The 24,666-nt window shown below is 68.1% G+C and carries 26 protein-coding genes and 1 pseudogene; 9 read left to right on the top strand and 18 right to left on the bottom strand.

The window, feature by feature from the left end; translation table 11 throughout:
• Nucleotides 1-3: 3 nt before the first annotated feature.
• The 4 genes and pseudogenes from ACLD0W_RS03565 to ACLD0W_RS03550 form a co-directional block, all read right to left on the bottom strand.
• Nucleotides 4-657: pseudogene (locus ACLD0W_RS03565) on the bottom strand (PA1136 family autoinducer-binding transcriptional regulator); the annotation flags it as partial.
• A gap of 5 nt (nucleotides 658-662) precedes the next feature.
• On the bottom strand, nucleotides 663-1,034 hold the full coding sequence (locus ACLD0W_RS03560) for a hypothetical protein (protein ID WP_410306128.1): 372 nt from the start codon (nucleotides 1,032-1,034) through the stop codon (nucleotides 663-665).
• Nucleotides 1,035-1,314: 280 nt separating this feature from the next.
• Entirely contained in the window at nucleotides 1,315-1,719 is a 405-nt protein-coding gene (locus ACLD0W_RS03555) for a PaaI family thioesterase (protein ID WP_410306127.1), read from the bottom strand.
• 59 nt (nucleotides 1,720-1,778) lie between these two features.
• Nucleotides 1,779-2,351 (bottom strand): TetR/AcrR family transcriptional regulator, encoded by a 573-nt coding sequence (locus ACLD0W_RS03550; RefSeq protein ID WP_410306126.1) that lies wholly within the window; start codon nucleotides 2,349-2,351, stop codon nucleotides 1,779-1,781.
• A 92-nt stretch (nucleotides 2,352-2,443) separates the two neighbouring features.
• On the opposite strand from ACLD0W_RS03550, the gene ACLD0W_RS03545 reads away from it, so the two are divergent.
• Nucleotides 2,444-2,728 (top strand): hypothetical protein, encoded by a 285-nt coding sequence (locus ACLD0W_RS03545; protein WP_410306125.1) that lies wholly within the window; start codon nucleotides 2,444-2,446, stop codon nucleotides 2,726-2,728.
• Here the strand turns inward: ACLD0W_RS03545 and ACLD0W_RS03540 are convergent.
• Complete coding sequence (locus tag ACLD0W_RS03540) at nucleotides 2,708-4,345, bottom strand: FAD/NAD(P)-binding protein (protein WP_410306124.1); 1,638 nt, start codon at nucleotides 4,343-4,345, stop codon at nucleotides 2,708-2,710. The two genes, ACLD0W_RS03545 and ACLD0W_RS03540, sit on opposite strands and share 21 nt — an antisense overlap.
• A 209-nt stretch (nucleotides 4,346-4,554) precedes the next feature.
• On the opposite strand from ACLD0W_RS03540, the gene katG reads away from it, so the two are divergent.
• The 3 genes from katG to ACLD0W_RS03525 all read left to right on the top strand — a co-directional run bounded on the left by katG (nucleotide 4,555) and on the right by ACLD0W_RS03525 (nucleotide 8,410).
• Complete coding sequence (gene katG, locus ACLD0W_RS03535; RefSeq protein WP_410306123.1) at nucleotides 4,555-6,723, top strand: catalase/peroxidase HPI; 2,169 nt, start codon at nucleotides 4,555-4,557, stop codon at nucleotides 6,721-6,723.
• Between the two features lie 156 nt (nucleotides 6,724-6,879).
• The gene (locus tag ACLD0W_RS03530; protein ID WP_410306122.1) at nucleotides 6,880-7,170 is read left to right on the top strand and encodes a helix-turn-helix domain-containing protein; all 291 of its coding nucleotides are present in this window, start codon (nucleotides 6,880-6,882) and stop codon (nucleotides 7,168-7,170) included.
• Nucleotides 7,163-8,410, top strand: coding sequence for a type II toxin-antitoxin system HipA family toxin (locus ACLD0W_RS03525; protein WP_410306121.1), 1,248 nt, complete (start codon nucleotides 7,163-7,165; stop codon nucleotides 8,408-8,410). The genes ACLD0W_RS03530 and ACLD0W_RS03525 overlap by 8 nt, the downstream gene beginning before the upstream one ends.
• Before the next feature lie 8 nt (nucleotides 8,411-8,418).
• Here the strand turns inward: ACLD0W_RS03525 and ACLD0W_RS03520 are convergent, their stop codons facing one another.
• The 4 genes from ACLD0W_RS03520 to ACLD0W_RS03505 all read right to left on the bottom strand — a co-directional run bounded on the left by ACLD0W_RS03520 (nucleotide 8,419) and on the right by ACLD0W_RS03505 (nucleotide 11,466).
• Nucleotides 8,419-8,838 carry a type II toxin-antitoxin system VapC family toxin gene (locus ACLD0W_RS03520; protein WP_410306120.1) on the bottom strand — a complete coding sequence of 140 codons (420 nt, stop codon included), beginning with the start codon at nucleotides 8,836-8,838 and terminating at the stop codon, nucleotides 8,419-8,421.
• Complete coding sequence (locus ACLD0W_RS03515) at nucleotides 8,835-9,080, bottom strand: FitA-like ribbon-helix-helix domain-containing protein (protein WP_410306119.1); 246 nt, start codon at nucleotides 9,078-9,080, stop codon at nucleotides 8,835-8,837. The genes ACLD0W_RS03520 and ACLD0W_RS03515 overlap by 4 nt, the downstream gene beginning before the upstream one ends.
• 75 nt (nucleotides 9,081-9,155) lie before the next feature.
• A complete protein-coding gene (locus ACLD0W_RS03510) occupies nucleotides 9,156-10,343 on the bottom strand; it encodes a fatty acid desaturase family protein (protein ID WP_410306118.1) in 1,188 nt (395 codons plus the stop codon).
• A 10-nt stretch (nucleotides 10,344-10,353) separates the two neighbouring features.
• The gene (locus ACLD0W_RS03505) at nucleotides 10,354-11,466 is read right to left on the bottom strand and encodes a ferredoxin reductase (protein ID WP_410306117.1); all 1,113 of its coding nucleotides are present in this window, start codon (nucleotides 11,464-11,466) and stop codon (nucleotides 10,354-10,356) included.
• A 192-nt stretch (nucleotides 11,467-11,658) separates the two neighbouring features.
• On the opposite strand from ACLD0W_RS03505, the gene ACLD0W_RS03500 reads away from it, so the two are divergent.
• From ACLD0W_RS03500 to ACLD0W_RS03485, 4 genes are all read left to right on the top strand, one after another.
• On the top strand, nucleotides 11,659-12,117 hold the full coding sequence (locus tag ACLD0W_RS03500) for a nucleoside deaminase (RefSeq protein WP_410306116.1): 459 nt from the start codon (nucleotides 11,659-11,661) through the stop codon (nucleotides 12,115-12,117).
• A 95-nt stretch (nucleotides 12,118-12,212) separates the two neighbouring features.
• Complete coding sequence (locus tag ACLD0W_RS03495; RefSeq protein WP_410306115.1) at nucleotides 12,213-12,551, top strand: zinc ribbon domain-containing protein YjdM; 339 nt, start codon at nucleotides 12,213-12,215, stop codon at nucleotides 12,549-12,551.
• Between the two features lie 144 nt (nucleotides 12,552-12,695).
• Complete coding sequence (yghU, locus tag ACLD0W_RS03490; protein ID WP_410306114.1) at nucleotides 12,696-13,565, top strand: glutathione-dependent disulfide-bond oxidoreductase; 870 nt, start codon at nucleotides 12,696-12,698, stop codon at nucleotides 13,563-13,565.
• Between the two features lie 7 nt (nucleotides 13,566-13,572).
• On the top strand, nucleotides 13,573-14,088 hold the full coding sequence (locus ACLD0W_RS03485) for a hypothetical protein (protein ID WP_410306113.1): 516 nt from the start codon (nucleotides 13,573-13,575) through the stop codon (nucleotides 14,086-14,088).
• 13 nt (nucleotides 14,089-14,101) lie between these two features.
• Here the strand turns inward: ACLD0W_RS03485 and ACLD0W_RS03480 are convergent, their stop codons facing one another.
• From ACLD0W_RS03480 to ACLD0W_RS03450, 7 genes are all read right to left on the bottom strand, one after another.
• On the bottom strand, nucleotides 14,102-14,803 hold the full coding sequence (locus ACLD0W_RS03480) for a DUF2894 domain-containing protein (RefSeq protein ID WP_410306112.1): 702 nt from the start codon (nucleotides 14,801-14,803) through the stop codon (nucleotides 14,102-14,104).
• The gene (locus ACLD0W_RS03475; RefSeq protein WP_410306111.1) at nucleotides 14,796-15,422 is read right to left on the bottom strand and encodes an OmpA family protein; all 627 of its coding nucleotides are present in this window, start codon (nucleotides 15,420-15,422) and stop codon (nucleotides 14,796-14,798) included. Before ACLD0W_RS03475 ends, ACLD0W_RS03480 begins: the two co-directional genes overlap by 8 nt.
• Nucleotides 15,422-17,713, bottom strand: a complete 2,292-nt coding sequence (locus tag ACLD0W_RS03470; protein ID WP_410306110.1) for a DUF802 domain-containing protein — start codon at nucleotides 17,711-17,713, stop codon at nucleotides 15,422-15,424. Before ACLD0W_RS03470 ends, ACLD0W_RS03475 begins: the two co-directional genes overlap by 1 nt.
• Nucleotides 17,710-18,450, bottom strand: a complete 741-nt coding sequence (locus ACLD0W_RS03465; protein ID WP_410306109.1) for a DUF3348 family protein — start codon at nucleotides 18,448-18,450, stop codon at nucleotides 17,710-17,712. Before ACLD0W_RS03465 ends, ACLD0W_RS03470 begins: the two co-directional genes overlap by 4 nt.
• A 90-nt stretch (nucleotides 18,451-18,540) precedes the next feature.
• Complete coding sequence (locus ACLD0W_RS03460) at nucleotides 18,541-19,755, bottom strand: MFS transporter (protein WP_410306108.1); 1,215 nt, start codon at nucleotides 19,753-19,755, stop codon at nucleotides 18,541-18,543.
• 36 nt (nucleotides 19,756-19,791) lie between these two features.
• On the bottom strand, nucleotides 19,792-20,655 hold the full coding sequence (locus ACLD0W_RS03455) for a TIGR03915 family putative DNA repair protein (protein WP_410306107.1): 864 nt from the start codon (nucleotides 20,653-20,655) through the stop codon (nucleotides 19,792-19,794).
• Between the two features lie 13 nt (nucleotides 20,656-20,668).
• Nucleotides 20,669-21,895, bottom strand: coding sequence for a putative DNA modification/repair radical SAM protein (locus ACLD0W_RS03450; RefSeq protein WP_410306106.1), 1,227 nt, complete (start codon nucleotides 21,893-21,895; stop codon nucleotides 20,669-20,671).
• Nucleotides 21,896-22,002: 107 nt separating this feature from the next.
• On the opposite strand from ACLD0W_RS03450, the gene ACLD0W_RS03445 reads away from it, so the two are divergent.
• Entirely contained in the window at nucleotides 22,003-22,266 is a 264-nt protein-coding gene (locus ACLD0W_RS03445; RefSeq protein WP_138773919.1) for a DksA/TraR family C4-type zinc finger protein, read from the top strand.
• 96 nt (nucleotides 22,267-22,362) lie between these two features.
• Here the strand turns inward: ACLD0W_RS03445 and ACLD0W_RS03440 are convergent, their stop codons facing one another.
• Nucleotides 22,363-24,021: an FAD-binding dehydrogenase gene (locus ACLD0W_RS03440; protein WP_410306105.1), complete on the bottom strand. Its 1,659-nt coding sequence runs from the start codon at nucleotides 24,019-24,021 to the stop codon at nucleotides 22,363-22,365.
• Nucleotides 24,022-24,097: 76 nt separating this feature from the next.
• Nucleotides 24,098-24,610, bottom strand: coding sequence for a methylated-DNA--[protein]-cysteine S-methyltransferase (locus tag ACLD0W_RS03435; RefSeq protein ID WP_410306104.1), 513 nt, complete (start codon nucleotides 24,608-24,610; stop codon nucleotides 24,098-24,100).
• Between the last annotated feature and the right edge of the window lie 56 nt (nucleotides 24,611-24,666).

Below are 24,666 nucleotides of genomic sequence, written 5' to 3'. Positions count from 1 at the left end.
GGCCACGCCAAGCCGGCGGCGGGCGCTGCGCAAATGATTCTCCACCGTGCGGGCGGACAGCCCCAGCGTGGCGGCGATGTCGGTTTGGCGTCGGCCCACGGCGGTCCAGGTGAGCACCTCCCTCTCCCGCGCGGAAAGCGTCATAACGGTGTCCGCTCTGGGCGCTTCCAACAAGGCGCGGGCGGCGAAAAAAGCGGTGCTGGCCACCAGGCTGATGGCCAACCGGGCCGCCGGCGCCGTGTCGATACGTTCTCCACCCAGGCTGATCGCGCCTTCCAGGCCGTGGGGGCCGAACACCGGCACCTGCAGGCCATGAATGCCGGGCCCGTTGGGCTTGCGAACGATCCGATAGCGAGCGCCGTCCCGGTCTGAAATCTTGGACCAGAAAAACGGTTTGTCCGTTTTCAGAATATGCCGGGTAACCGGGCAGTGGCGGACATAGGTCGTCGCGTCCACCGCTTCCCCGTTGCTGAACCAGTCGCCTTCCACCCAGTAGATGCGTTCGACGATGTCCTCCCGCGTCGGAGAGGCGGAGAACAAGACGAAGCGGTCGTAGCCGTAGGGCCTGGCAAATTCCCGAACCGCGCTTTCAATGGCTTGAAGGCTGTCGCTAGCTTCGATGGAGAGCGCGGTTCGGATCGCAGCGTTGGCGTGCATGCGGATTAACGGCCGCCGACTTCTTTGAGCAGGGCGTCCGCCGCGAGCTTACCCAGGGCGTTGCCGGCCAGGGGGCTGTCCCCGGTGAGCATCTTCCTGTCCTGGTGGGTGGCGCCGGCCCACTGCCCCTTTACCTCCTCGTCCTCGGAGGGCATTGCCCACGGCTCGAACTTGACCGGGTTACCGGACAGGGTGGCCATGTCGAACGAGAAGCCGGCCTTGTCCAGATGGTACATGGGCAGCAGGGTTTCCACCGGGTGGTTGCCGGTGGAGAAGAAACTGCCGTTGTCCGTTCTCAGGTAGCGTTCGTCCGCGCCGATCACCAGGATTTTCCAGCGGCCGCCGGTGTAGGGAGAGGGATAGTCAGCGCCACTCAAATCCGATTTGGGTGATGTGAACTGACTAAGAGAATACGGCGACGGAAAGAACGCGCGGTCTTCCGCGCGGTCCGGGGTCGGACGTTTGTCTGCGGCTCGAGCATCCATGATGGTGGCCTCCTGCGTCGGTCGATATGGAGCATCCTACTATAGGGGGCCGTCGACGCTTTTGTAGGAGGGATATCCCTCAACCATCTTTTACCTATAGACCCTGCCACCCCTTGAAAGGAGCGGAGGCCTGACGCGGTTGATCAAGTGCCGCGCATGCCCTTGCTCCGGCTTAACGCTGCACTTTGAACACGCCGGTGGCGCGGGCGCAGGGGGCGCCGTCGGCGAGCACGGTGGCGCTGGCGAAACTGAGGCTGCGGCCCACCCGGGTGACTTCGGCGCGAAACTCCAGCCACTGGTCGACCCGGGCGCTGCCCAGGAAATCCAGGTTCAGATTGACGGTGACCAGGCCCTTGGCGTCGACCAGGTGCGGCACGCAGCTCAATCCCATGGCGTTGTCGCACAGGGCGGAGAGCAGACCGCCGTGGACAAAGCCGCGGCTGTTGGCGTGGGCGTCACCGGCCCGCAGGCCCAGGCTGATGCCGTTGTCGTGGGGACGGTGATAGATCGGTTCCCAAGGGGCGGTGAAACCGCTTTTGCGGGTGTGGGGCTGGAAGCCTTCGGGGATGCTGGTCATGGGCATGCTCCAAAATATGATGTAGACCAGTCTATATAAAATTGGAGCGAAAGCCATCCTCAGTTGGCATCGATCAGCGCCGCCACTTGCTCGCAGGCGTCCCGGATCGGCGCCGGGTCGCGGGCCACGCGGGCCTGGATCAGAGCCCCTTCCAGGGCCGAGATGGCCAGCGAAGCTAGGCGTTGGGCACGGGCGTCGTCCGGCGCCTGGGGGTCGATCAGGGTGGCCAGCGTTCGCCGCCAGGCGGCGTAGGCCTGGCCGGCGGCGGCGGTGATTGGCTCGGACGCCGGGGTGACTTCCAGCACCGTGGTGGCGAGGGGACAGCCGTCGCGGTAGTCGGAGTCGGCCAGCCAGCCCGCCAGCAGCACGCCGTAGGCGCGCAGGGTATCGCCGGGGCTGCCGTGGGCGAGGGCCAGCCGCTCCAGGGTGCCGGTGACCAGGGCGCCGGCGTGGCGGATGGCCGCCGCGCCCAGTTCTTCCTTGCCGCCGGGAAAGTAGTGGTAGAAGGAGCCTTTGGGCGCTCCGGCCTCCTTGAGGATGTCGTTGACGCCGGTGGCCGCGTAGCCGCGCTGGCGGAACAGGCGGGCGGCGGTGTGGACCAGATTGTCCCGGTGCTTGGGGCGGGCTCCCATGACGCACTCCATCGAAAATTCGTAGACCGGTCTGTATGGTGACACAATCCGGCGGCGCCGGAGGCCCTTTCCTGTTTGTGAGTGTGGAGTTCATGCAACAGCACGACGATTTTCACCTTTGGAAAACCGACCTGTTGGGCGCGCTGCTGCTCTACGGCGGTTTCGCCTTTGCCCTGGTGCCGGCCTTTATGCACCGCTCCTTTCCCCTGGGGATTCTGATCGGCACGGTGCTGGTGGGCAGTTTCTTTCTGCGCAACGTCAAGGATCACTTCGGCTTTTTCCAGTTGCCGAAGTACGCGGTGGTGATCAATTGCTATGTGGGTGGCCTGATCATTTCGGCGATCTGGTACGGCCTGTCACAGGGGATGCTGAACTAGCGGCGTCTCGATCAGCGAGCGGCCCACGGCGGTGCCGATCTCCGCACAGACTTCGATGCCCTGCACGAAGGGTCGGTGGTGCATCAGAAACGGCAGCGCCGCCAGTGCGATGCGGTGGCCGCCGATGGCCGGTACCCGCAGGCTGTAATCCTCCGCCAGGAGCGGCAGCGGGCCGCCGTGGTCGAGCAACTGCCGCCGCAGGCTCGGCAGCGGCAGGTCGTTCAGGTCCTTCGGTTTCTGGCCGCGGGCGTTGATCACCACGGCGAAGCGGTACTCGCCGTGGTCGGCGATCAGCCGGGTGTGGTCATTGCCCACCTCCATCCGGTAGTCGGCGCCCAGGGCCCGCAGGTCGAGCACGCCGGCGGCGCGCAGGGCCAGCAGACGGCGGATCGACTCCGGCGGCACCGCCGCGTAGTTGTCCACAAAGACCTTGCGCAGGCCGGCGTCGAACCGCTGGCGGTCCGCTTCCGTCAAATGGGGCGCGATGGGCTCCATCACCTCATGCAACCGCAACAGCGCGTAGCGCCAGGGCACCGTGTGCCGGGCCCGTTTGTTGCGTTCCACTTCCTCCAGATTGTGGCGCGCCCAGTGGAACGGATTGCGCCGTGCCCGCTCCTCGAAATACGCGCCCGCGAAGGTGTCCGCGTTCTGCTCCTCCAGCCCCAGGCGCGCGCTCCAGGCCGGGTCCTGCCGCCGCAGTTCCTGGATCATCAGGTCGAAGGCCCGGTCCAGCAGCCCGTCGGCGCCGGCTTCAATTTCCCGGTCCAGACGGGCCTCGGTGGCCACCTGCAGCGGTTGGTGGGGGATCGGGCAGTAGAAGTCCGCTTCCGGCAGCAGGCCGGTCCGCGACATCAAGGTGATGCGCAGGTCGTCACTGCCCGGGCGCAGCCGGAACCGCAGGCTGTGCTCGGGGTGGTCCGGCTGCTCCTCGAAGTGACCGTGCTGCACCGCCACCGCCAGGGCCGCGTCGATGCCACTGAGGGAGGTGCCCAGTATGCCCACCGGGGCGGCGGGCAGGTCGGCGTCGATCAGGCCGGTCCAGGGGCTGGGAAAGTAGGCCCGGTTGCCGGATGCCGGCGACGGCCACACATGGCCGGTGGCGATCACCGCGCGATCAAACGCCAAAGGCGCCCCGTGGCGATCGGTCCACAGACGCAGGCCATCGGAATCGGCGGCCAGATCCAGCACCCGGCATCGTTCCTCCACGGTGATCCGGTGGCCACGCTGCCGGCCGGCCCGCACCAGCGCCAGGCACTGGTCGCGGAAGTAATGCCCGAGCAATACCCGGGGCAGAAACTGCCGGTCATGCAGGCCGGCCTTGTCCACGCCGTAATCGGCGAGAAAACCGGAGGATTGCGCGCGCAGCCAGTCGAGATAACTTTGCGTTAGCGGCGGGATTTCGATGCTGGCGATATTGGCGAGCATGGCCCGGTGGTTGGCGTGCTCGTCGTAGGGCATGCCCACGCCGGCCTGGTCACCTTCCTCGAACAGGGTGATGCAAAGAGGGGCCTCGCCGTGGATCAGCGTTGCCAGGGTATAGAGGCTGGTCGGTCCCGCACCAATCAGGGCGATGCGCCGCATGAGTTCCGTCTCGCTGACCACCGGGAGAATGAGCATGGGCGCGTGGGCCTGGAGGTGTCCAGCGGGTGGCGACGGATTTTACCTTCCCCAGTGCGCTGTTTACGTTGGTATTTACGTCAAGCAACAGCCACTGACAAAAGCTATCACTTTCGTTGATAGCCTGTATTGGATCGATAGGGAGCAAAAGGTTACTTCTTGTAGGGCCTGGCCGTCCTTCCACTGGCCGTCAAACAGGGAGAATAATCATGACCGAGAGCAAATGCCCCTTTCATCAGACCGCCGGCGGCGGCACCACCAATCAGGATTGGTGGCCCAACCAGCTGCGCCTCGACATCCTGCACCAGCACGCGCCGGTGACCAGCCCCATGGGCGCGGACTTCAACTACGCCGAGGCGTTCAAGAGCCTGGACCTGGCGGCGCTGAAGAAAGACCTGACCGACCTGATGACCGATTCCCAGGACTGGTGGCCGGCGGACTTCGGCCATTACGGCCCGCTGTTTATCCGCATGGCCTGGCACAGTGCCGGCACCTACCGGCTGGGCGATGGCCGGGGCGGCGCCGGCACCGGCACCCAGCGCTTCGCGCCGCTCAACAGCTGGCCGGACAACGTCAACCTGGATAAGGCGCGGCGGCTGCTGTGGCCGATCAAGAAAAAATACGGCAACAAAATCTCCTGGGCCGATCTGATCGTGCTCACGGGCAACGTGGCGCTGGAATCCATGGGGTTCAAAACCTTCGGTTTCGCCGGCGGCCGCGAGGACCTGTACGAGCCCGAGACCGACATCTATTGGGGCGAGGAAAGCGACTGGCTGGGCACCGACAAGCGCTACTCCGGCGAACGCGACCTGGAGGACCCGCTGGGTGCCACCACCATGGGGCTGATCTACGTGAACCCGGAAGGCCCGGAAGGCGAGCCGGACCCGCTGAAAGCGGCCCACGATATCCGCGAAACCTTCGGCCGCATGGCCATGGACGATGAAGAGACCGTGGCCCTGATCGCCGGCGGCCACACCTTCGGCAAAACCCACGGCGCCGGCGACCCGGGTCTGATCGGGCCGGAGCCGGAAGCGTCGCCCATCGAGTCCATGGGGCTGGGCTGGCACAGCCGCCACGGCAGCGGTTTCGGCGATGACACCATCACCGGTGGCCCGGAAGTGACGTGGACACAAAAACCGACCCAATGGAGCCACCTGTTTTTCGAGAACCTGTTCGGCCACGAATGGGAGCTGGAGAAGAGCCCGGCGGGCGCCTACCAGTGGGTGGCCAAGGATGCGCCGGCGGACATCCCCTACGCCCACGACAAGAGCAAAAAGCGCAAGCCCACCATGCTCACCACCGACCTGTCGCTGCGCTTCGACCCGGCCTACGAGAAAATCTCCCGGCGCTTTTACGAGAACCCGGCGGAATTCGCCGATGCCTTCGCCCGCGCCTGGTACAAGCTCACTCACCGGGACATGGGCCCCATCGAGCGTTACCTGGGCCCGGAAGTACCCAAGGAAGAGCTGATCTGGCAGGACCCGGTGCCCAAGGTGGACCACGCCCTGATCGACGACCAGGACATCGCCGCCCTCAAGGCGAAAATCCTGGACAGTGGCCTGTCCATTGCGGATCTGGTGAAAGCCGCCTGGGCCTCCGCCTCCAGCTATCGCGGGTCCGACATGCGCGGCGGGTCCAACGGCGCCCGGGTGCGGCTGGCGCCCCAGAAGGACTGGGCGGTGAACGATCCCAATAATCTGGACAAGGTGCTGAAGGCGCTGGAAGGCATCCGGACGGAGTTCAATGGCGCCGCTTCCGGTGGCAAGAAAGTGTCGCTGGCGGACCTGATCGTGCTGGCCGGCGCGGCGGCGGTGGAGAAAGCCGCGGAGAAGGGCGGCCACAAGGTTTCCGTGCCGTTCACCCCGGGCCGCACCGACGCGTCCCTGGAACAGACCGATGTGGATTCCTTCAAGTACCTGGAGCCGTTCGTGGACGCCATGCGCAACTATCGCAAGGCGAAAGCCACGGTGGACGCGGAGCATCTGATGATCGACCGCGCCCAGCTGCTCACCGTCACCGCCCCGGAACTGACCGTGCTGGTGGCCGGGATGCGCGCGCTCAACGCCAACTACGACGGTTCCGAGCACGGCGTCTTCACCGACCGCCCGGAAACGCTAAGCAACGACTTCTTCAAAACCGTGGTGGACATGAGCATCGCCTGGGCACCGATGTCCGAGGACGACGACTACCTGTTCGAAGGCCGCGACCGGTCCACCGGCCAGCTCAAGTGGACCGCCACCCGGCTCGACCTGATCTTCGGCGCCAACTCCCAGCTCCGTGCCCTCTCCGAGGTGTACGGCGCCGACGACGCCGAAGCCAAGTTCGTGAAGGACTTCGTGGCCGCCTGGGCCAAGGTCATGGACCTGGGCCGGTTCTGATCCATCCCCGGCGGGACCCCGGGAGTGACATCACCCCCGGGGTGCCCCTCTTTCTTGATTCAATGTAATCTTCATGAGACATTAAATGGCTTAATGACTCACGAAGATTACATTATGCCTGCTCCATATCGTCCCTCTCCGGCGGCCCGCCGAGCCTTGCGGAAACTGGGCGAGGATATCCGCGAAGCGCGCCTGCGCCGTAACCTTTCCATGGAAATCGTGGCCGAGCGGGCCGCGACTTCCCGCGCCACTCTGACCCGTTTGGAGAAGGGGGACACGGCGGTGAGCGTCGCGATTCTGGCCGGTGTGCTGCAGGCCCTGGGCATGCTGCCCCGGCTGGCGGACCTGGCCGACAGCGCCGAGGACCCCCAAGGGCTTGAGATCAGCCGGGAATCGCTGCGCCAGCGGGCCTCATCGCCGCGCCCGAGGGTGGACCGGGATGAGTAACGTCGAAGTGTTTCTGGATTGGCGGCGCCGGCATCGTCGCGTTGGCCTGTTGCGCCGCCATGCCAGCCGGGGCCGGGAAACGGTGACCTTCGAGTACGCGCCGGAATGGTTGGCGGCGGACGACCGCTTTTCCATGGACCCGGCGCTGCCGGTGGGGCCGGGCCTGTTCCGCCCGCCGGCGGGCGCGGAAATGTTCGGCACCCTGGGCGATTCCGCGCCGGACACTTGGGGCCGCATGCTGATGCGCCGCCGGGAACGGCGCGCGGCGGAACGGGAAGGCCGGGCGGTGCGCCCCCTTCACGAGACCGACTTTCTGCTCGGTGTCTCGGACCTGACCCGGCTTGGCGCGCTGCGCTTTCGGTGGGAAGGCGATGAGGTCTTTCAGGCGCCTCAATCCCGGGGCGTGCCGGACCTGCTTGCATTGGGAGATTTGCTCGGAGCTTCGGAGCGGATCGTTCGCGGTGACGAGACCGATGAAGACCTGCGCATGATCTTCGCGCCCGGCTCTTCGCTGGGGGGCGCCCGCCCCAAGGCGTCGGTGGTCGATCAGCACGGCCGGCTGGCGATCGCCGAATTCCCCAAGGAAACCGACGAGTATTCCCTGGAACGCTGGGAAGCCATCGCCCTGGATCTCGCGGCGCGGGCGGGGATCCGCGCGGCTGACCACGAATTGCATGAAGTGGCCGGGCGGCCTGTGTTGTTGTCCCGCCGATTCGACCGCGACGGCGATGAGCGGATTCCTTTCCTGTCGGCCATGTCGATGACCGAGCACCGGGATGGCGAACGGGGCAGCTATCTGGAGATCGTCGATGCGATTGCCGAGCAAGGGGCCAGCGCCCGCGAGGATCGCCAGGAACTGTTCCGGCGAGTGGCGTTTTCCATCCTGGTTTCCAACGTGGACGATCATCTGCGCAATCACGGATTCTTGTGGCAAGGCGGTGCCGGCTGGTCCCTGTCGCCGGCCTATGACCTCAACCCCACGCCCCAGGATATGAAAGCCCGCGTATTGGCCACCAACATCGATCTGGATGACGGCACCTGCTCCATCGAACTGCTGCGCTCCGTGGCGGACCAATTTTCCCTCAAACCGGCGGAAGCGGATGCGTGCATTCGGGAAGTGGCCAAAGCCTGCAAGGGGTGGCGTGATGCGGCGAGAAAGAGGGGCGCTCCCGCTGCTGAAATCAAGCGCATGGAAAGCGCCTTCGAACATGAGGACCTGGCCACTGCCACCCGTTTGTAGAAGCGGTGTTACGAGATCCAGGGGTTGATCAAGGGAATGCCAAGAGGCTCGAAGTCTTTGGTGTTGCGGGTCGCCAGGGTGGCGCCGTGGGTGTGGCAGAGGGCGGCGATCTGGCCGTCGGCCATGCTCACCGGGGTGCCGTTGCGTTCCGCTTCGGCCATCTTCTGCGCGTAGTGGCTGGCGGCCAGGGCGTCGAAGGTCAGCAGGCGTCCGCTGAATTCCTGATCGAACAGTTCGGCGGCGAGCATCGCCAGGGTGCGTTGCCGGCGGCCGGCGGGCAGCCGCTCGATGCCGTACAGAATCTCCGCCACGGTGATGCTGGTGGTGGCCACGTCCCGGGCCGGTTGCCGGTCCAGCCAGTGCACCACCACCGGGTTCGGCGCCGGGCGCATCAGTTCGGAGAGCACATTGGTGTCGAGGACGATCACGGTTCCAGGTCCGCCGGACGCGGCGGGTCGCGGCGCTCGGGCAGCTCCAGCTCCTGGCCGTCGTAGGCGGCGAAGCGGTCACGGATGCGGCTGCCCAGGCCCTGTTCCGGCGCCGGCTCGCTCAGGGCCCGGCGCAGGATCCGGCGCGCTTCCTCCTCCATGGAATGCCCGTTCCGGGCGGCTTCCAGCCGCAGGCGCTGCTTCAGGTCGTCATCGAGATTGCGGACGGTCAGAGTGCTCATCGGCGTTCTCCTCAATGGATGACAGCAATGCTATCACTGCTGTCATCCAGGGGAAAGCCGCCGCCGGGCGGGCCCTCAGGCCCGCGCCGGTTCCGGCGGTGTGGTGCCGCCGGGGAGGGCCAGCCGCAGGTTGTTCAGCCAGGTGGTGCCGAACTGCCGCCACATGGGCGCGGAGTTGTAGGGCAGGCCGTAGCGGTCCGCCAGGGCTTTCACCCTGGGCGCCACTTCCGGATAGCGGTTGCTGCACAGGTCCGGGAACAGGTGGTGCTCGATCTGGTGGCTCAGGTTGCCGGACATCACATGGAACAGCGGGCCGCCGGTGATGTTGGCGGAGCCCAGCAGTTGCCGCAGGTACCACTGGCCACGGGATTCCCCTTCGGTTTGCTCCTGGGTGAAGTGATAAACGCCGGCGGGGAAGTGCCCGCAGAAGATGATCGTGAACGCCCAGATATTGCGCATGATGTTGGCCACCGCGTTGGCCGCCGCCACCAGCAGGAACACGGTCAGCGGCGACTCCGGCACCACCAGGGAAATCGGCAGCGCCACCAGGGCGGCCAGGCCCGGCCACATGATGTAGTCCTTGCGCACCTGGCCCCACACCTTGCGGCCGATGTGCTTCATCAGCGGCAGGATTTCCTTGGGCTTTTTCTTGCGCTCGGCCACGTCGATCAGCGCCTGCTCGTGCAGCGCCACGCCTTCCTCGAACAGCAGCATCAGCAGCACGAAGTACACCGGCTGCAGCAGGTAAGCGGGCTTCCAGGGCTGGTGCGGGGTCACGCGCATGATGCCGTAGCCCACGTCCAGATCCTTTTCCAGCACATTGGTCCAGGTGTGGTGCACCACATTGTGGGAGTGCATCCAGCGGTCCGAGGGGCTCATGGTGTCCCACTCCCAGGTATTGGACTGGATCTCCGGGTCCTTCATCCAGTCCCACTGGGCGTGCAGCACGTTGTGGGCGATTTCCATGTTCTCCAGGATCTTGGCCAGGCCCAGCAGGATCACGCCCAGGGCCATGACGATCAGCGTGGACGGCCAGCCGGCCAGGGCGTGGCCCCAGGCGGGCAGCAGGAACAGGCTGGCGTAGATCACCAGCCGGCCCAGCAGTGCCATGCTGCGTTGGGTGCGGATCAGCCGCAGGATGTAGAGCCGGTCCTTCTCGCCCCGGGATTCCAGGGTTTCGTGGTAGATGGCGTCCATCTCGCGACCGAACTCGTCGATCTGTTCGTCGGTGAGGTCCACCGGCAAGGGTCGTTTCGTGCTCATGACGTTCTCCCTAAAGTGCCAGTTCGCAGTCCCCGGCGGCCGCGCACACGCACACTTGCACGATGGCGCCGGGTTCGTTGATGAAGTCGCCGCTGCGCAGGTCGCGTACGCAGCCGGATCGGAGCGTGGTGTTGCAGGTATGGCAAATGCCCATGCGGCAGCCGTGGGGCGGGTTGAGCCCGGCGTCCTCGGCCACGCGCAGCAGGTTGGTCTCGCCGTCCGCGTCCACGTCCAGGTCGCTGTCGGCGAAGCGCACCTTACCGCCCACGGCGTCGTCGGGAATCGGCGCGAAGTCGGCGCGAAAGCGCTCGATGTGCAGGCGCTGGGTCAGCCCGGCGGCTTCCCAGGTGCGCTCCAGGGCGGCCAGCAGGGCCGGCGGGCCGCAGGCGTAGCAGTCGCGCTCGCGCCAGTCCGGACACAGCCGCTCCAGCTGCGCCTCGGTAAAGTGGTTCTGGTCCTCCGGCGCCTGACGGGTGTGTACCTCGTGCAGATGGTAGTGCGGCTGCGCCTGATCCAGCCGGCGCAGCTCGCGGCCGAAGATGGTGTCGAACTCATGGGGCGCGTAATGGATATGCACCGTGTCCGGCAGCCGCTCCTGGGCGATCAGGCTGCGCACCATGCTCATCGCCGGGGTGATGCCGCTGCCGGCGGTGATGAACAACGGTTGCACCGGCGAGGCGTCCGGCAGATAGAACTCGCCCTGGGGCAGCCCCACCGGAATGAAATCGCCCACCTTCAGATTGCGCACGATGTGGTGGGACAGCCGCCCGCCGTCGATCTTCTTGACGGTAATGGTGAAGCAGCCATCGTCGCGTTCCGGCGGCGAGGAAATGGTATAAGTGCGGGTGTAGTGGCGGCCGTCCACCGGAATGCCCACGCGGATATGCTGGCCGGGCCGGTGCAGCCGCCAGTTGGCGCCGGGCTTCAGGGTCACGGTGCGGGCGTCGCGGGTCTCGTCCCACACGTCCACCACCCGGGCGTGCATGCGGTGGGTGGTCCACAGCGGGTTCACCAGCTCCACGTAGTGGGAGGTGCGCAGCGGGAACGCGAACATGTCGCTGATCGCGGACAGCCGCGTCAGCCAGCGCCTGGGTGCCTTGCCTCGGGGTACCGGGGTGGTCATGCCGCTCTCCTGTGGTTTATGTGTACAGGTGTTCACGGTAACGGCAAAGTGGTTATTTTGGAAGACGGCAAATTTGTTCAAGGTTGCACCCGAGCCGGGAGCCACGGCGTGAAGGTCAATGGGCCCCCGGGCGAGATGGTGCGGTATAGTCCCCGCCGTTTCCCAATGGCCGGTAAGGAAGGAGCAATGACCATGGCGGACACTTTGGATTACGCGGCGATGTTGGCGGTGGCTCTGGGTGAGGCCCGCCTGGGGCTGGCCGAGGGCGGCATTCCCATCGGCGCCGCCCTGTTCGACGCCGAAGGCACCCTGCTGGGCGCGGGCCACAACCGGCGCATCCAGGAAGACGACCCCTCGGTGCACGCCGAGACCGACGCCTTCCGCAAGGCCGGCCGCCAGCGCGGCTACGGCGACAAGATCATGGTCACCACCCTGGCGCCGTGCCTGTACTGCAGCGGCCTGGTGCGCCAGTTCCGCATCGGCACCGTGGTGGTGGGCGAGTCGGCCAACTTCGCCGGCGGCCTGGACGAGCTGCGCGCCCATGGCGTGCGGGTGATCGAACTGGACGACCCGGACTGCAAGGCCCTGCTCGCCGATTACATCAGCGCCCATCCGGACATCTGGAACGAGGACATCGGCGAAGCCGACTAGAACTCGCCAGGGCCGGCTCGCCAACGAAGCGCGTAGGCGGTGTTATAATGGCGCTTTTACGCGCCCCTGGCGCCTTTGCCCGTCCGAGAAAACTGATGAGTGATTTGCCCGCCTGCCCGAAATGCGATTCCCCCTATACCTATGAAGACGGCACCATGTTCGTGTGCCCGGAATGCGCCCACGAATGGAACGCCGCCGACCAGCAGGCCGCCGCCGAGGCGGGCCTGATCCGCGACGCCAACGGCAACGTGCTTAGCGATGGCGACACCGTCACCGTGATCAAGGACCTGAAGGTCAAAGGTTCGTCCTCGGTGGTCAAAGTCGGCACCAAGGTCAAGGGCATCCGCCTGGTGGGCGGCGATCACGACATCGACTGCCGCATCGACGGCATCGGCGCCATGAAGTTGAAGTCGGAGTTCGTGAAAAAGGTCTGACCCCGGGGCCGCTCGCCATCGGCCCGGCCTTTCGCCATGATAGAGAAGCTTTGCGGCGCTGCCCGTTCCAACCCCGGCCGGGACGTTTTAAGGTGCCGGATCCGGCCCAGCGCCGTCTTCGTTTCTGCACGGGAGAGAAGTTTCATGTCCGATGACACCTACACGCCACCGAAGGTCTGGAAATGGGAACCGGGCAACGGCGGGCGCTTCGCCAGCATCAATCGCCCCATCGCCGGCCCCACCCACGATAAGGAACTGCCGGTGGGCGAGCACCCTCTGCAGCTCTATTCCCTGGCCACCCCCAACGGCGTCAAGGTCACGGTGATGCTGGAGGAACTGCTGGCTCTGGGCCACTCCGGCGCGGAATACGACGCCTGGCTGATCAACATCGGCGAGGGCGACCAGTTCGGCAGCGGCTTCGTGGAGATCAATCCCAACTCCAAGATCCCGGCGATGATGGACCACGGCGTGGAACCGCCCCGCCGGGTGTTTGAAACCGCCTCCATCGTGCTCTACCTGGCGGAGAAATTCGGCGCCCTGATTCCCGAAGGCGCCGCCCGCACCGAATGCTTCAACTGGCTGTTCTGGCAGCAGGGCGCGGCGCCCTTCCTGGGCGGCGGCTTCGGCCACTTCTACGCCTACGCGCCGGAAAAATACCAGTACCCCATCGATCGCTACACCATGGAAGTGAAGCGTCAGCTGGACGTGCTCGACCGTCATCTGGCGGAACACACCTGGCTGGCCGGCGACGACTATTCCATCGCCGACATCGCCACCTGGCCCTGGTACGGGCAGCTGGTGCTGGGCCGGCTCTACAGCGCCGCCGAGTTCCTGGACGTGACGTCCTACAAGAACGTGCTGCGCTGGGCCGAGGCCATCGACGCGCGCCCGGCGGTGCAGCGTGGCCGCATGGTCAACCGCACCTTCGGCGAGCCGTCCACGCAGCTGCGCGAACGGCACCACGCGTCCGACTTCGACACCCGCACCCAGGACAAGATCGGCGACGGGGACTGACGCGAGCATGGACCGGTTTCTGCTGCGCCCGCGCAGCGGCATCAACGAAATCCGCCTGGGCGACCCGCCGGAGGCGGTACGTGCCGCGGTGGGCCAGGCGCCGGAGCACTGGCCGGCGCGGCAGCAGTTCGGCATTGATTTCCCGGCCCGGGATCTGTTCTTCGACGGCGCGCTGGTGGTGCATTACGACGAGCACCAGCGCGCCGAATGGATCGCCGCCGGCGACGGCCTGCCGCTGCGCCACGAGGGCCTGGACCTGTTCCAGGCCGCCGCCGACACCGTGCTGGTGCACCTGATGCAGTTCGGTACCCTGGAAGAAGACGACCAGGAACCCGGCCGCGCCTATGTGTTCCCCTCCCTGCAGCTGTCCCTGTGGCGCCCGGACGACCCCCGTGTGCTGCAGGAAGAGCTGGCCGCCAGCGGCAATGAAAAGGAACGGCGCGCCCTGCGCCAGGCCCTGGCCCGGGCCACCTTTTTTCAGCAAATCGCGGTGTTCTCCGAAGGCTATTGGGATACGCCCTAGCACTGACTCGCTGCTAGAGGTCGCGGCCGCCGGTATTTTTGGGCGCGGCTTTTTCCAGGGCCATCAGCGTGTCCACGTAGCCCACGAACCGTTCCAGGTAGCCGGGGGCGATGGTGTGCAGGCGTTCCAGGGCGCGCACCACCTGGCGGTGGGCGTTGAGGGGGCCGGCGTCGCCGGTGGGGTGGTCCACCGCATGGCGGATGCGCCGGGCGGTGTGCTGGCGGGCGCGGCTGGCCTGCAGGGTGGCCAGGGTTTTCAGTTCCCGGCGCGGGGCGTCCTGGTCGCCGCGCTGGTCGGCGCGCAGGCGGCGGTGCTGGGTGTCCAGCAGGGCGTCCAGGGTGTCGGTGTCCGGGCCGGCGGCGGCGATCTCGCCGTGGTCGCGCAGGCGGTGGGTCAGGTCGGTCAGCGTTGCGAGGCGTGGGCCGCCTTGCCGGGCCAGCCGCCGTACCGCTTTGTAGTCGCCGGCGTCGTACAGGGCTTGCAGGCGCGCCCGGTGGGGGCCGTCGTCCGCGCCGTCCTCAAGCAATCCTTCCGCCTCGTGTCGGGCTTGTTGGAAGTCCTGTTCGAACGCCGGCAGGCGATCCGAGAGGGTGGCGCCGGCGCCCCGGCGGGCCAGGCTTTCCAGGTAGTGAAAACGCATCGGGTCGTAGTGGGCGGCGCCCTGGTCGCGCAGGGTCTCCAGGCGTTTATCGACGTCGCTCAAGAGGTCATTCATCGGCGGCGTCCTGGCGCGGCACGGTGGTGATTTCCACCCGGCGGTTGCGGGCCCGGGCGTCGTCGTCGGTGTTCGGCGCCACCGGCTGGTTGTCGCCGAAGGCGGCGGCGAAGATGCGTTCCTCGGGCAGGCCCTGGGCGATCAGCGTGCGGGTGACGGTGAGCGCGCGCTGCGCCGACAGGCCCCAGTTGTCGGTGTAGCGGGCGTTGCCTTTCTGGATCGGCAGGTCGTCGGTGAAGCCACTCACCATCAGCAGGTCGTCGTGGGCGGCCAGGTATTTTTTCAGGGGCGTGACCAGGCTTTGCAGCAGGTCTTCACCGTCGTTCTGCAGCCGGTCGGAGTTGAGCGAGAACAGCACGCTGCCGTTGATGCCGATGCGGCCGTTCTGGAACGAAATACGGCCGCTGGCCAGCGGGTCGGCCAGGGCTTCCTCCAGGGCGGCGCGGCGTTGCTGCTCGGTTTCCAACTTGGCGCGTTCCTCGCTCAGCGACTGGCTGAGATCGAGCTGGATGCCGATCACCCACACCAGCATCAGCACGAAGATCCCCACCAGGGCCGCCATCAGGTCCGAGAAGATCGCCCAGACCGGCGTGGTCTGTACGTCGCCGTCCTGTTCCATCAGTGGGCCCCGTCGCCGTCAGCGGGCCGTGCCTGGCCCAGTGCCTCGATCACGTCCTTCTGCGCGGCCAGGCTCAGATCGATCACTTCCCGGGCCTGCTCCACGTAGTAGGCGAGCTGTTCGTCGTGGCGGCTGGCGGACTGCTCCAGGGCGCTCTCGATGCGCTGCAGGGTATCCAGCAGCTTGTCGTTGGATTCGCCGAACAGGTTCACGGCGGTGCCGAAGGCGTCGCTCAGGCTGGCCACGTCCCGGGCGCCTTCGGTGAGGTCCCCGGCCAGGCTGTCCAGCTGCGCGCTTTGCCGTTCCACCTGGACACCGAAGGTGTCGCTGACGTCGCGCAGGGCGCCGCCGGCGTCCTGGATCAGCGCTTCCACCGCTTCGCGCTGGGCTTCCGCCGCCTGGCGCTGGGTGGCCAGCAGGGCGTCCAGTTCGTGCATCAGACGGTGGCGTTCCTCGAGCAGCTCATTGTCGCGTTCGCCGCTGCGGGCCATTTCCTCGCGCAGCCGGGCGATCACCTCGGCGGCGGCTTTGGGGGTTTCCGAGGCGGTTTCGATCAGGCGCGCCAGGGGCGCTTCCAGGGCGGTGCCCAGATCGGTGAGATGGCGCGCCGCGGTGGCTTCCAGATCGGCCAGCCGTTGCGTGGCGGCGTCGGCCCGGGCCGCTTCCTGATCGCGCAGCGCGGACAGCGCATCGCCGGTGCGCGCCAGTAGGGCGTCCAGGCCCTGGCGCTGGCCGTCGAGCAGCTCGCCGGTGGTGCGCTGGAAGGCGTCCTGATGACGTTGCAGACCGGTGTCCAGGGCCTGGAGCAGGGCATCCTGGTGCCGGCGCTGGTCGGCCAGGCCGTCCCGCTGCGCGGCCTGCCAGTGTTCGGCGCTGTCCTGGAAGCGCCGGTCGTGGGCTTCCAGGGCGGTGGCCAGCTCGGCGATCAGGGTGGTTCCCTGGCGTTGCTGTTCCTCCAGGGCCGTGCGCCAGTGCCCGGCGATCTGGTCGGTGTCGGCGGCGAAGCGTTCGGCGGTGGTTTGCAGTTGTTCGCGGTGCTGCTCGGTGAAGCGGGTCTGCTGCTCGCGGGCGTGGGCCACCAGCGCCTGGTTGTCCTCGCGCAGCTGGACGGCGGTGGCCTCCAGGGCCCGGGCCAGACGTTCGGCCTGTTCCCCCTGGTGCCGGTTCTGTTCCGCCAGGCCGTCCCGCCAGGTGTCGCCGAGGCCGGTGGTGACCTGCTCGAAGCGCTCCGCCCACTGAGCCAGTTGCCGGTCCTGGGCAGCGCGGGCATCCGCCAGTCCCTTTTGCCACTGTTCGGCGGTGCCGTCGGTGGTGGCCTGGAAGCGTTCGGCCAGGCCGGCCAGTTGCTGTTCGGTCAGCTCGCCCAACCGTTGATGGGTGCGCTCGGCCTGTTCCCGCAGTCCGGCCATGGCGTCTTCCATCACCGGGCGCATGCCCTCGGCGGCCTGGCGGGCGCCGTCGGCCAGGTGCCGCTGCAGGCTGTCGCCCACCGCCCGGGCCAGGGTCTGGTATTCGCCGCTGATGCGGTCGTGGAAGTCACGCTGGTTGTCGGTCAGGGAGCCGGCCAGCCGTTCGCTCTGGCCGTCCAGGCGCTCGGTGAGCGCGCGCAGCTGCTCGACCACGGCGGGGAACGCCTGGGACTGGTCGCGCAGGGCCTGGAAGGCGTCGCGTTGCTGTTGTTTCAGGGAGAAGGGGCGCAGCTCGCGGCTGATCTTGCCGTCCAGGTCGCGGCCCACCAGCAGCCGCTCGCGGCGGCACAGGGTGGCGCCCAGCCCGAGCATGGCGGAGGCGGCGACGCCGGCGATGGAGGTGCCGAACGCCAGGCTGAGGCCGGCGATGGGCGCCGCCAGGGCGCTCTGGATCGCTTGCAGATCGCTGCCGCCGTCCAGGGCGGTGACCGCGCCCTGCAGGGTCACGGTCATGCCCACGAAGGTGCCCAGCAGGCCGAGCATCACCAGCAAGCCGGACAGGTAGGGCGTCAGCATCGGGCCGGGCAGCGCCGCCGGTTCGCCTTCCACCCGGCGGCGCACCGGGCCGCGCAGGTCCGCCGGCAGGCTGGCCAGCCAGCCGCCCAGGCTCTGTTCGTCGCAGGGCGTGGAGCGCAGGGTGTCGCGCAGCTGGTCGGTGGCGCGGCGGAAGCGCAGCAGCTCCAGGAAGCCGAAGCCATAGACCAGGGCGATCAGCGCGGTGGCCAGCAGTGCCACCGGCGGGCCGGCGACGAAGCCCAGCCCCACCCAGAGCACCGCGGCGGCGCCCAGAAAGAAAGCGAGTGCAAACAGAAAACGTGTCATGTGCGGTCGCGTACCTCGTTGTACAAAGCGTCCAGCAGGCCGCGCGGGGGTTCCAGGCGGGCCTCCAGTTCGGCGAGCAGCAGCAGCTGCATTTCGCCGGTAAAACGGTGCAGCCAGCCCCCCGGCGCCATCCAGGCCGCCGGGTCGTCGGTGTCGTCTTCCAGCAGTCGGCGCTGGCCGTCCGGTTTGAGCGCCTCGAAACGGCGCGCCAGCAAGCGCGGAATGGCGCCGAAGGCGCGGCGGCCGTAGGCGGTCAGGGTGGCCTCGAACACGGTATCCAGCTCGGCCAGCTGCGCCGCCGCCGGGCCGGCGTCGGCCAGGGCGCCGCGCAGCCGCACGCGCACCGGCTGCAGGCCGGCGGTGAGCTGTCGCTGGCGGGCCACATAGAATTGCTGGTAGGGCTCGTAGTCGGCCACCGGCGCCGGCAGGCCGTTGCGGGTGCCTTGCTGTTCCGGCTCGAAGGCCCGGGTGAGGGCCGCCACCAGTTTGTCGCGGGCCTTGTCCAGATCGCCGCGCAGACGCTGGTAATCCTTGAGACCGGCAAAGAAGGGGCCGGCGGCCCGGTGTCCGTTGGCGGCGTCCAGGGCTACCGTGTCGGACAGGTCGAACAGGCGCCCCAGCCGTTCCGCGAAGTCCGTCTCCGGCTGGCCGTTGAGCAGCTTCAATTCGGCCAGCAGGCGGGCCAGCCGGCCGCCCGGAACGGAGGTTTGCGAAACGCTGTGCACGCCGTTGCTCATGCTTGCCACCCTGGCCGGATCACGGGCCCGGCGGCGCCGGTTCGGGGCCCCGGCCGGGCGAAGCGGCACATTCTAGGGCCTGTTCCGGGCTCAGGCCACCGCCGGCGTGCGCGGGAAGGCGCGGATCCGCAAAGCCAGCAGCAGCGCCACCAGTAGCGAGGCGCAGGTGAAGCCCACCGCCAGATGGAAACCGCCGCTGAATTCGATCAGCCAGCCGGCGATGGCCGGCCCCAGAAACTGGCCACCGGCGAAGAACACGGTGACGTAACTGAAGGCGATGGGGATGAAGCGCGGCGCCACCTGATCGGTGCTGGCGGCCTGGATCATGGTGAAGGCGCCGTTCATGGCGCAGCCCATCAGCAGGAAGTGCAGGAAGAACGTCAGCAGGCTCTGGCTCAGCAGCGGCAGGCCCATGGCCACGGACACCACGGCGATGGCCAGGGCCAGGGCGTTGCCGCGCCCCCAGATGTCGGACAGCAACCCCCACAGCGGGCCGCTGGCCACCGACAGCAGCCCGGACATGGCCAGCAGCCAGCCGGCCACGTCGTCGCCGTGGCCGGCCTCCACCACGTAGCTGACCATGAAGATCGACTGGATGATGTAGACCATGCCGATCACCCCATAGACGGTGGCCATGGTAATCACCCGGGGATGCCGATAGATGCGCCATTTGTCCGCCGGCGCCGGTCGCTGCGGGTCGTCCACCGCCACCGGTTGCGGGTCGCGCACCGCCACCAGCACCAGCACCACGGTCAGCGCCGCCGTCGCCCCGAACAGGCCCCAGGCCAGCCGCCAGCCATGCTCGCCGAAGGCGGCGGACAGCCAGGGCACCAGCAGGCCGGTGGCGAACAGGCCGGCGCCCACCCCGGCGCTCATGCAGCCGATCACCAGGCCGCGTTTGTCCGGGTACCAGGTGGCCAGCAGCGACACCATGGGGGCGAAACAGAAGGCGGTGCCCAGGCCCAGCAGCCCCATCAGCGCGATGATCAGCCGGTAGTCCGAGGCCAGGGCCAGGCCGGTGAACGCCAGGGTCAGAATAAACAGCCCCAGGGCCACCGCCCGGCGGGCGCCCCAGCGGCCGGCGGCCACCCCGCCCACCAGCACGAACAGCAGATAGCCCAGGGCGGTCACCGTGCCCAGATTGCCGGCCTGCCGATAGCTCAGCGCCAGGTCCTCGCGCATCGGAGGCAGAATCACCCCATAGGCGAGCCGCGCGAACACAATCGCCACCAGCGCCGTGAGGATGCCCCCGGTCACCATGACGGCGGCGTTGGGGCGGTGCGGCGGCGGCGTAACGAGGGACATGAAGGCTTCCGAAGGGTGGCGGGTCGGACGGGTGCGCTACTTTAGCGCACCGGGCGGTGGCGGCGCATCCGGCGATTTCGGTGCCCGCAGCGCCTTGCCGGGCAGGGCGCCGACGGCGGCGGCCTGGCCATGGCGACGGGCGCCGCGCCGGGCGTCCGCCACCAGGCCGGGGATGTCGCGGCCCTCCGGGGTGTGGGCGCGAAAGCGCGCCGGCATGTGCCCCTGCATGGCGGTGGGGTTGAGCCGGGCCGGATTGAACAGGCTGCGGTAGTAGGTGCGCCATAACGGGTCGTCCTGGTCACGGGCGGCCCGCGCCAGGGCCTGCCAGCTCTCCGGGCAGGGCGCGTGATGGTGGCTCCGCTCCCCGTCGTACCAGACCCCGTCCTGCGGTGTGGCGATCAGCCAGCGCCGGCGGCCCAGGCGGTGGGCAAAGTGCTCACTGGCCCACGGCAGGATGTCGTGGGCCGGTTCGAACCAGGCCAGCAAGTCCAGGGGCCGTTGCGGGTCGTCGTCGGCCACCGGCTGAAAGCGCAGAAAGGCGTGCAGGTGATGCGCTTCCCGCTGCACCGCCTTGATGCGCCGCTGCAGCGCGCTGCCGTCCTGGTCGCCGGGCAGATGGGCCTGCCGCTCGCCGTGGGCGCCGCGCCACAGCACCCGGTAGAGCAGGTTCCAACGGCCGGCCACCCGGTAGGGCGCGGCCTGCCGCAGGGCCGCCACCAGCGCCGCCGGCACCCGGGGCGCCGGGCCCTCGCCGGCGGCCGGCGGCGGCGACAGACCGAACAGGGAAGGGCGGTCCGGCGCTTCCCAGCTCACCGTTTCCGGCGCGGCGCCCTGGCCCAGCAGAGCCCGCGCCTGCTGGCGCCAGGCGTCGAAGGTCAGGGTGTCGGAGAGAATACGCACGGCGGCCTCTCGATCAGTCCCACAGGCTGGCCTGCACCGGCGCGTCCACCAGCTGCCGGCGCAGGGCCGGGGTGTCCAGGCCGGCGTCGCGCGGGCGATGGTCGGCGGTGACCACGAACGGCCGCGCCTTGGCCACCACGCAGCGCAGCCGCACCAGATCCTCGAAGCGCACCCGGCGGTGGCGGCGCAGGGCCACCAGCCGCTCGGCGCTGCGCAGGCCGATGCCCGGGACCCGGCCGATCAGTTCGCGGGGCGCCCGGTTCAGGTCCAGGGGAAACAGCGCCCGATGGCGCAGCGCCCAGGCCAGCTTGGGGTCGATGTCCAGCGGCAACTGCTCGTTGTCGGCGAGCAGTTCACCGGGCTGGAAGCCGTAGCCGCGCAGCAGGAAATCGGCCTGGTACAACCGGTGCTCGCGCAGCAACGGCGGCGGCCGCAGCGGCACCGTGCCGGGGCTGTTGGGGATCGGGCTGAACGCGGAGTAGTAGACCCGCTTGAGACGGAAGCGGCGGTACAGCTGGTCGGCGGTGTCCAGGATCAGCCGGTCGCTGCTGGCGTCGGCGCCGACGATCATCTGCGTACTCTGGCCGCCGGGGGCGTAGCGGGGCCGCTTCGGCGAGCGGCTTTTGTCCGCCTGATCCGCCTCGGTGCCGGCGTGGATGGTGCCCATGGCGCGGCGAATGCCACCCAGCTGTTTTTCCGGCGCCAGATCGCGCAGCCCCCGTTCACTGGGCAGCTCGATGTTCACGCTCAGCCGGTCGGCGAACCGGGCGGCCTGATCGATCAGCGCCGGGTCCGCCTCGGGAATGGTCTTGAGATGAATGTAGCCGCGAAAGCCGTGCTCTTCCCGCAGCAGCCGCGCCACCCGCGCCAGTTGCTCCATGGTGTAGTCCGGCGAGCGGATGATGCCGGAACTGAGAAACAGGCCACTGACGTAGTTGCGCTGGTAGAAGTCCAGCGTCAGGCGCACCACTTCCTCCGGGGTGAAGCGCGCCCGGGGCACGTCGCTGGAGCGCCGGTTCACGCAGTACTGGCAATCGTAGAGGCAGAAATTGGTGAGCAGGATCTTGAGCAGGGACACACAGCGCCCGTCCGGCGTGTAGCTGTGGCAGATGCCGGTGCCGTTGCTGTTGCCGAGGCCGGCCTTGCCCCGGGAGCTGCGCCGGGGCGCGCCGCTGCTGGCGCAGGAGGCATCGTATTTGGCCGCGTCGGCGAGCACGGCGAGCTTGCGGGTCACGTCCATGAAACGGGTCTCGGGATACTGTTCATAAGGACAGTATACGGAAGGCGCCGGACGCTTGCATTCGTTGCCGGGAAGGTGTGTTCTGGATGGACGCGACGGAGGACACCATGGCCACGGGATGGGCGCCGGAAGGCGCGGTACAGGATCAGATCGACAGCACCGTGGATTCCTCGGTGCAGTACGCCCGCAGCCGTCTGCCGGCGGGTGACAGTCTTACCCACTGCGAGGAATGCGGCGAGCCGATTCCCGAGGCGCGCCGCCAGGCGCTGCCCGGCGTGCGCCTGTGCGTGCCCTGCCAGAGCGAGCACGACGACGACCTGCGCTCCGAGGGCTACAACCGACGCGGCAGCAAGGACAGCCAGCTGCGCTGAGGCTCCTCTTACCCCCGCTGAAGCTCTTCGTTCACTTCCGCTGAAGCTCTTCGTGCACCCCCGCTGAAGCTCTTCATGCACCCCCGCTGAAGCTCCCTAAACCACCGTGGCGGCGTGGCGGCCGGCGTTGCGGCCGGAGAAAATACAGCCGCCCAGGAAGGTGCCCTCCAGCGCGTTGTAGCCGTGGTAGCCGCCGCCGCCGAAGCCGGCCACTTCGCCGGCGGCGTACAGGCCCGCTACCGGCTCGCCGTCGGCGCCCAGCACCTGGCCGTCCACGTTGGTGTGCAGGCCGCCCAGGGTCTTGCGGGTAAGAATGTGCAGGCGCACCGCGATCAGCGGGCCGTGGGCCGGGTCGAGCATCTTGTGCGGTTTGGCGGCGCGGAACAGCTTGTCGCCCAGGTAATGGCGGGCGCCGTGGATGGCGGTGATCTGCGCGTCCTTGGCGTAGGGGTTGTCCATCTGGCGATCGCGGGCGGCCAGTTCCGCGTGCAGTCTTTGATGGTCGATGCGGTGCTCGCCGGTGAGCCGGTTCATGCCGTCCACCAGGGTCTTGAGATCGTCGGCCACCACGAAGTCCTCGCCGTGTTGCTTGAACGCTTCCACCGGCGGCGGCGCGCCCTTGCCCAGGCGGCTCTTGAGCACCTCCTTCCATTGTCCGGAGGTCATGTCCGGGTTCTGTTCCGAACCGGACAGGGCGAACTCTTTTTCGATGATCGACTGGTCGAGCACGAACCAGGAGTAGTCGTGGCCGCTGCGCAGGATTTCCTTGAGCGTGGCCAGGGTGTCGTAGCCGGGCAGGCAGGGCGCCGGCAGGCGCCGGCCGTTGGCGTCGAACCACATGGACGAGGGCCCGGGAATGATGCGGATGCCGTGGTTGGGCCAGATCGGGTTCCAGTTTTTCAGCCCCTCGGTGTAATGCCACATGCGGTCGCTGTTGATCACCGCCGCGCCGGCCTCCCGGGTAATGGCGATCATGCGGCCGTCCACATGGTGGGGCACGCCGGAGACCATGCTGGCCGGCGGTTCGCCGAGGCGGTCCCGGGGCCAGTATTCGCGCACCAGGTCGTGGTTGCCGCCGATGCCGCCGGAGGTCACCATCACGGCGCCGGCCTGGAACTGAAAGTCGCCGATCACGTCCCGGGAGGACCGTTCGCCGCGCTGTACGGTGCTGGGCGACAGCACCTCGCCGGCCACCCCGGTGACGCGGCCGTCGGCGGTCAGTATCCGGCTCACCTGGTGGCGGGCCTTGAGGGTGATGCGGCCTTTATCCATATGTTCGCGCACGCGCCGCTCGAACGGTGCCACCACGCCGGGGCCGGTGCCCCAGGTAATGTGGAAGCGCGGCACCGAATTGCCGTGGCCGGTGGCCGTCGAGCCGCCCCGTTCCGCCCAGCCCACCACCGGGAACCAGCGCATGCCCTGGCCGTGCAGCCAGGACCGCATCTCGCCGGCGGCGAACTCGATAAAGGCTTCGGCGGTGCGGCGCGGCCAGTGGTCCTCGTCGCGGTCGAAGCCGGCGCTGCCCAGCCAGTCCTGCAGCGCCAGCTCGGCGCTGTCCTTGATGCGCATGCGGCGCTGTTCCGGGCTGTCCACCAGGAACAGGCCGCCCAGGGACCAGTGCGCCTGGCCCCCCACGGCGTTCTCGCCTTCCTGTTCGACCAGGGTCACGGTTTTGCCGGCGTCGGCCAGTTCCGCCGCGGCCACCAGGCCGGCCAGGCCGGCGCCCACGACGATTGCATCGCTGTTGTTGTTCATGATGATGCCCGGGAGGTTTGCGAAGTCTTAAACCTAGCAGGTTTCTGGCACCATCGTCAGGGGTTGCCGTCGGGCGTCAGCCAAAGCCGGGCAGGGCGCCCTGGCCGCCGGCCAGGCGGCGTTCGTGTTCCAGCAGCCATTGCTTGCGCTCCAGCCCGCCGCCGTAGCCGGTGAGGGTGCCGTTGGCGCCGATCACCCGGTGGCAGGGCACGATGATGCCCAGCGGATTGCGGCCATTGGCCAGGCCCACCGCCCGGGCGGCGCCGGGTTTGCCGAGCCGTTGCGCCAGTTCGCCGTAGCTGGCGGTGTCGCCGTAGGGAATGTCCAGCAGGGCGCGCCATACCGATTGCTGGAAGGCACTGCCCGCCGGGGCCAGGGGCAGGTCGAAGACACGCAGTTCGCCGGCGAAGTAGGCGGCCAGTTGTTCGCGGGCGGCGCGGAAGGCGGCGTCGTCGCGGCGGCGTTCCCGTTCCAGGGCCGGGCGGTGTTTCTGCGCGTTCATGTACAGCCCGCTGAGCGCCTCGCCGTCGCCCAGCAGCAGCAACGGGCCCAGCGGGGAATCGGTTTCGCTGTAGAGAAGAGCGGTCATGGCGTCTCCGCGATCAATGTCCGGGGAAGCGTCAGACTACCCCGGGCGGCGGCGCG

This window comes from Alloalcanivorax sp. C16-1 (assembly GCF_046507805.1).
Taxonomy (GTDB): Bacteria; Pseudomonadota; Gammaproteobacteria; order Pseudomonadales; family Alcanivoracaceae; genus Alloalcanivorax.
Note: the sequence above shows the minus strand (reverse complement) of the source record. Positions and strands in the feature narration are given on the sequence as shown.

Coding starts and splice junctions, on each gene's coding strand:
- katG (WP_410306123.1), top strand. CDS start 4,555: ATGACCGAGAGCAAATGCCCCTTTCATCAGACCGCCGGCGGCGGCACC.
- yghU (WP_410306114.1), top strand. CDS start 12,696: ATGTCCGATGACACCTACACGCCACCGAAGGTCTGGAAATGGGAACCG.
- ACLD0W_RS03505 (WP_410306117.1), bottom strand. CDS start 11,466: ATGACCACCCCGGTACCCCGAGGCAAGGCACCCAGGCGCTGGCTGACG.
- ACLD0W_RS03450 (WP_410306106.1), bottom strand. CDS start 21,895: ATGGACGTGACCCGCAAGCTCGCCGTGCTCGCCGACGCGGCCAAATAC.
- ACLD0W_RS03480 (WP_410306112.1), bottom strand. CDS start 14,803: ATGAATGACCTCTTGAGCGACGTCGATAAACGCCTGGAGACCCTGCGC.
- ACLD0W_RS03470 (WP_410306110.1), bottom strand. CDS start 17,713: ATGACACGTTTTCTGTTTGCACTCGCTTTCTTTCTGGGCGCCGCCGCG.
- ACLD0W_RS03485 (WP_410306113.1), top strand. CDS start 13,573: ATGGACCGGTTTCTGCTGCGCCCGCGCAGCGGCATCAACGAAATCCGC.
- ACLD0W_RS03515 (WP_410306119.1), bottom strand. CDS start 9,080: ATGAGCACTCTGACCGTCCGCAATCTCGATGACGACCTGAAGCAGCGC.
- ACLD0W_RS03510 (WP_410306118.1), bottom strand. CDS start 10,343: ATGAGCACGAAACGACCCTTGCCGGTGGACCTCACCGACGAACAGATC.
- ACLD0W_RS03555 (WP_410306127.1), bottom strand. CDS start 1,719: ATGACCAGCATCCCCGAAGGCTTCCAGCCCCACACCCGCAAAAGCGGT.
- ACLD0W_RS03460 (WP_410306108.1), bottom strand. CDS start 19,755: ATGTCCCTCGTTACGCCGCCGCCGCACCGCCCCAACGCCGCCGTCATG.
- ACLD0W_RS03525 (WP_410306121.1), top strand. CDS start 7,163: ATGAGTAACGTCGAAGTGTTTCTGGATTGGCGGCGCCGGCATCGTCGC.
- ACLD0W_RS03540 (WP_410306124.1), bottom strand. CDS start 4,345: ATGCTCATTCTCCCGGTGGTCAGCGAGACGGAACTCATGCGGCGCATC.
- ACLD0W_RS03465 (WP_410306109.1), bottom strand. CDS start 18,450: ATGAGCAACGGCGTGCACAGCGTTTCGCAAACCTCCGTTCCGGGCGGC.
- ACLD0W_RS03550 (WP_410306126.1), bottom strand. CDS start 2,351: ATGGGAGCCCGCCCCAAGCACCGGGACAATCTGGTCCACACCGCCGCC.
- ACLD0W_RS03440 (WP_410306105.1), bottom strand. CDS start 24,021: ATGAACAACAACAGCGATGCAATCGTCGTGGGCGCCGGCCTGGCCGGC.
- ACLD0W_RS03495 (WP_410306115.1), top strand. CDS start 12,213: ATGAGTGATTTGCCCGCCTGCCCGAAATGCGATTCCCCCTATACCTAT.
- ACLD0W_RS03445 (WP_138773919.1), top strand. CDS start 22,003: ATGGCCACGGGATGGGCGCCGGAAGGCGCGGTACAGGATCAGATCGAC.
- ACLD0W_RS03435 (WP_410306104.1), bottom strand. CDS start 24,610: ATGACCGCTCTTCTCTACAGCGAAACCGATTCCCCGCTGGGCCCGTTG.
- ACLD0W_RS03475 (WP_410306111.1), bottom strand. CDS start 15,422: ATGGAACAGGACGGCGACGTACAGACCACGCCGGTCTGGGCGATCTTC.
- ACLD0W_RS03545 (WP_410306125.1), top strand. CDS start 2,444: ATGCAACAGCACGACGATTTTCACCTTTGGAAAACCGACCTGTTGGGC.
- ACLD0W_RS03500 (WP_410306116.1), top strand. CDS start 11,659: ATGGCGGACACTTTGGATTACGCGGCGATGTTGGCGGTGGCTCTGGGT.